Source organism: Nocardia sp. NPDC004722 (genome assembly GCF_053601505.1).
This window is the reverse complement of sequence record NZ_JBSGBY010000626.1, coordinates 1-4,740: the sequence shown is the minus strand read 5'-3', so window position 1 is coordinate 4,740 and position 4,740 is coordinate 1. Positions and strand designations below refer to the sequence as shown.

Genomic DNA, 4,740 nt, shown 5'->3' with positions numbered 1-4,740 from the left:
GGCGGGTGGCGCTGATGACCAAAGGAAAACGGTTCGCGTGAGCGGAAGGGTTACGCGCGAAGCACGGTAACCGTGCGGCCGGAAGGAGTGCGGGCCTCGTCGAAGGCGGTGCGTTCGGCGATCGGGGCCGCGTTCGGGCGGCGGTCGAACACCACCAGTACGCCGGTCGGCAGTCCGAGACGATCGAGGTATCCGTCGAGTTGAGTGAGGCCGTCGGTCAATGGGTCGGGTCGGCCCACGGCCCAAACCTTCAGTTCCAGGGCCTCTCGTTGTTCCATACGGTGCCCCTCGGAGTCCTGGTGCGGCTGGCGCACCAGTAGGTCGATGCGGCCGCGGCCGACACCCACCTCGCGGTCGATGTACCCGGCGCCGTTGATGATTCGATGCAGGTAAGCCATCAGCACAAGCTGCGCCGCGGTCTCGTGGTAGTTGGCGCGGGCGGCAAGAACGTCACCATGCTGTATCCAGAACGCGGTGAATTCCCGGAGCAAGTGCGGGAAGTCGATGCGCCCGTCGGCCAATCGGAAGCTGGACGGGTGCGCGGTCACCTGGGCCTCGGTGCTGTCGCCGAGGACTCGTACGATGACTTCCTGATAGATCGGGTTGGCGATGCGCAGCTGTTTGCCTTGCGCGATCAAGCCGAGGTTTCGGGTGTGCACGGTGTCGTCGTCGAATTCGGCGACCGGTTTGACCACTTCTCCGGCGATGATCGGCTCGAGCACTCGCTGCACCCGAGGGTCGTTCAGTTTATCGATCAGGGAATCGAGGTGCGTGGCTCGCGCCAGGATCAGCCGTTCCTTCGCGGACTCGATGTGATCGAGGGTGATGGTCCCGGACACCCGCATCTCGCCCATAATCTCCCAGCCCAGTGCGTTCACCAGCCAGGGCTGACCTTGGGTGTAGTAGAACGCGAGATCGATGGCTTTGTCGTCGAACTCTTGCCCGGTCTCGGCGGTGTGCTGGCGGAACAGCTGGCGCATCTCGACCTTGTCGAAATCGCCGACTCGGATGGATTTGATCTTGATGTTGAATGGGCTCACCGCCCCCAGTCGCTTCGGGTCGCCACCGGAGGCCGCCTTGTAGTCCCGAACGTCGCGAAGCCCGCACAAGACTACGGAGTGCACGAATTCCCTGCGGTCTTGGGTGAATCCGGCGCGTAGTTGCTGCAAGACGTTGAGCAGTCCGTCTCCGTTCAAGGCGTCGATCTCGTCGAAGAACAGAACCAGCGGGCGCGGGCACTTCGCCACCCAGGCTGCTAATCCCGCTTTGAGGCGAGTGCCCGGTGCGGTATCGGGCCACTCGTCCGGGGGCATGAGCTCCGGCGACAAGTGCTGTCCTTCGGCCTTCTGGCGCAGCTCGCTCAGCAGGATGGTCTCCACTCCCGCGTAATCGTCGCCCAGCACATGGGCGGTCTCGCAGGAGATCGACAGCGCCAGGTAGTGGCCCTCGGCGGTCAACTCGTGAGCCAATCCCAGCAGCGCGGTGGTCTTGCCGGATTGCCGGGGTGCGTGGACGACGAAGTAGAACCCGAACTCGATGTACATCCGAGCGTCGGGCAGCCGCTCCTCGGCAGGAATCATGTAGTGCAGGTCCGGATAACACGGACCGGCCGTGTTGAAGTACCCCACCCGCACACCCTATCCAACCCGGGTAGCAGGCTGCCGCGTGTTGATCAGCGCCGGGCCAGGTCCCCGCTCAGGTAGTGCTGTTCCGCCGGGGTGGTGACCATTTGCGCGGTCGTCATGGTGGCCGGGGTGTGCACGGTGATCGTGCGCGGGGCGTCCGGGTGCTGGACGATCGTCACGTCCGCGTCGGGCTCGTAGTCGGCGGGAATGGATTCGTGGACGGTGACGATGGTCGCCGAGCCCGGGGGAGCGCTGGCCGGGACGCCGTCGAAGACGATGACGGTGGCGGCGGGGTTGGGCAGGCGGCCGGTGATGGCGGTGCCGCGCGAGCTGTGGGTGACCGAGGACGCCAGGGAAAGGGCGTGCGGGGCCGCGACATTCGCGACCATGGCCTGCCACGCGCCGGGCCGGGCGGTGTGGACCACCGCGCCCGCGCCCAGGGCGATGGCGCGCAGGATGACCTGCTGGGCCAGCTGGAGACTGGCGATGATGTCGATGTGGCGGGAACCGTCGCCGATCAAGGGGACGGCGATGCCGCTGCCGGTGGCGTCCGCGCCGATGAGCTGTCCGCAGCCCGCGGTCGGCATGGTGATGTCGGTGAGGACGTCGACGGGGCCGCGGTAGCCACTGGGACGAATCTCCTGGGTGCCGTACGACAGGATGTCCATCAGCGCCCACATCTGGCGGCGGGACAGCTCCTTCAGGCCCGCGACCGGAGGTTCGCCGTGCTCGTACGGGGTGTCGTAGCGGACGCGGGCGTCCACCTCGATGATGCTCGCGGGCTGACCGGGCTTCGCGTTCGGCTCCGGGACCGGTTGCAGGCGCACGGTCACCGTCGTGCCCAGGCTGCGGACCGCCCAGATCTTCGCCAGGCCATCGGAATTGAACAGCTGCGGATCGATCTGGTAGCTGGTGAGGTGAACCCCGTTGTGCTCCAGGTTGTCCGGATTCTCGGTGAACTCGCCGACCGGGATGCCGCGGGTCAGCTCACGGATGGCGGAGGTCATCTCCGAGGTGGTCAGCACCGACGCTGTAATGCCATGTCCGGCAAGACGATTCGCAACCCGCCGGGTGGCGACCAGCGCCGAGCGCAGCGCGCCCTCGGGTCCGCCGCCACGATTGTCGACCGCCTTGGCGTTGTCGAGCGGATTGAGCCGCAGCACCAGCCACATGGTGCGGTGCGCGATGGCGGGCAGCGGGCCCAGGATCTCGTCGTACAGGCGGCCCAGCGGGGCGATGCTGGCCGCGTAGCCGGAGATCACCGCCTCGGTGCTCGCGGTGCGGGTGCCGGTGCTGATGACGTCGACGGAATGCAGCTCGACATCGTACTGCCGCAGGCAGGCCGCGATCTCGTTGAGCGGCAACAGCTGATCGGTGCTGAGCGAACCCCGGCGCAGCAGGGTGAGCGTGTCCGGCGGCGGATCGATCCGCAGCATGGTGGTCAACAGCGTGCCGTCCCAGCGCAATCCGCAACTGCCGCCGTCCGGCATCGGGACGTCGACCAGAGCGTTCTCGTCGAGACTGCTGCGCCGCGCCTGCTTCCAGCGATACGCCACCCAGCGGCCCAGCCGCAGCCCGATCGGCGTCCCCGCCAGCGGCGCCAGCCCGATGAGCACGGGCACCAGCCCGGCCACCAGCGCCGCCCACCACGGCGTGTGCAGCGCGACCGCGACCAGCGAGGCCGCGACGCCGATCAGCGCCACCGGAATCACCAGCCGCAGCGGCAGATTGCGCAGCAGCCACAGATCATCGGAACGCAGTTCGGCGGCCACGGCGTTCGCCGCGGAACGGTCGGCGGATGGCTGCCGTCCTCGCGGTGGCTCCGGCGCGGACGGTTCCGGCCGACGCGGTTCGGGCGCGGGCTGCGGCGGCGCCGGACGCGGCGGCGCGGCAACGCTCGAACCGCCCGACCCGAATCCGTCGAAGCTGCCCTGCCCGACCTCGCCGCGGTTGCCACGGGAGTGACCGCTCGGCGGTGCGGGCGCGAAATTGCCGGGCCCGCCCGGCGGACGGCCGCCAGGACCGTTCGGCCCGAAACCCTGATCGCCCCCGCTGAATTCGCGTGGGTCACGCTGCCCATAACCGCCCGGTGCCTGGCGACCGGGCTCGAACCCGCCCGGCCCGCCCTGCGGCGGACCGTTCGGCGGGCGGTTGAATCGCCCGTCCCCGGGGTAGCCCCCGTTCCCACCGTTTCCGCCCGGCTGATAGCCGCCCGCTCCCCGCGGAAAGTCGTTCACAGTTCAGATGCCCCTCAGTCGGCGGCCGACGCCAGGTTGAGCCCGCTGAGCAGGGTGCTCAGCGCGGCCCGCATATCGGGACCCTCGATCCGCATGAGCACCGCGTCGTCGATGGCGCTCAAATCGATGGAATCGTCATTGGCCAAACGGAACTCGCGTTCCTCCTCGGCCGCCTCGATCAGGTTGCGGATGAAACGGCCGTTGCCCGCCAGGTCGACACCGCGGCGGGGCTGCCCGCTCTGATCGGTGCTCTCCATGTCGTAGAGCTTCTGGCAGGTCTCGACCAGCGCGGCCAGCGCGTCGTCGGAGAGCTCCGAATCCCGCTTGGTGGCAACGACTCCGCCGATCGCACCCAGCTCTTCCGCTGTGTAGGAGGGGAACTGGAGCCGCTTGGCGAAACGGGAGGCCAGACCGTCGTTGGCGGCCAGGAAGCGGTCGATCTCGCCGTCGTATCCGGCGATGATCACCACCAGGCGGTCACGGTCGTTCTCCATGCGGGCCAGCCAGGGCTTTGACGCCAACCGAGGTGCGCGGGGTTACGACGCCGATCCGGGCGCCTCGGGGTACGGGACCCACCCGAACTCCCCCGCCCACCCGAATGCCCCGGGGTATGGCGGCGGTGCGGGTCACGGGCCGGACCTCTTCGGCCCCCGCAACCCGTAACCACACCCGGCCGACCACCGCGGCATCGACGCACCGCGTCTGCAATCCATTCCAATCCTGCCCGCGCACGACACCGCGCGCCTTACCGTCTGAGAAGGCTCGAGTGGTGAGTGAGTGGAGCGAGAACTGTGATGAATCAACGCGATACGGCCCCCGCGGCCTTCCAGGCGACCGCCGCGATCGACCCCGACGCGATCGCGGTGCGCAGCATCGGC

The 4,740-nt window shown here is 68.4% G+C and carries 2 protein-coding genes and 1 pseudogene; all 3 read right to left on the bottom strand.

Annotated elements, in window-relative coordinates; genetic code table 11:
- Positions 1-50: 50 nt before the first annotated feature.
- Positions 51-1,628, bottom strand: a complete 1,578-nt coding sequence (locus tag ACWELQ_RS38350) for an ATP-binding protein (RefSeq protein ID WP_452401914.1) — start codon at positions 1,626-1,628, stop codon at positions 51-53.
- Positions 1,629-1,672: 44 nt separating this feature from the next.
- Positions 1,673-3,862 (bottom strand): type VII secretion protein EccE, encoded by a 2,190-nt coding sequence (eccE, locus tag ACWELQ_RS38345; RefSeq protein WP_452401913.1) that lies wholly within the window; start codon positions 3,860-3,862, stop codon positions 1,673-1,675.
- A gap of 14 nt (positions 3,863-3,876) precedes the next feature.
- Positions 3,877-4,365, bottom strand: a pseudogene (locus ACWELQ_RS38340) (type VII secretion AAA-ATPase EccA); the annotation flags it as partial.
- Positions 4,366-4,740: the final 375 nt, after the last annotated feature.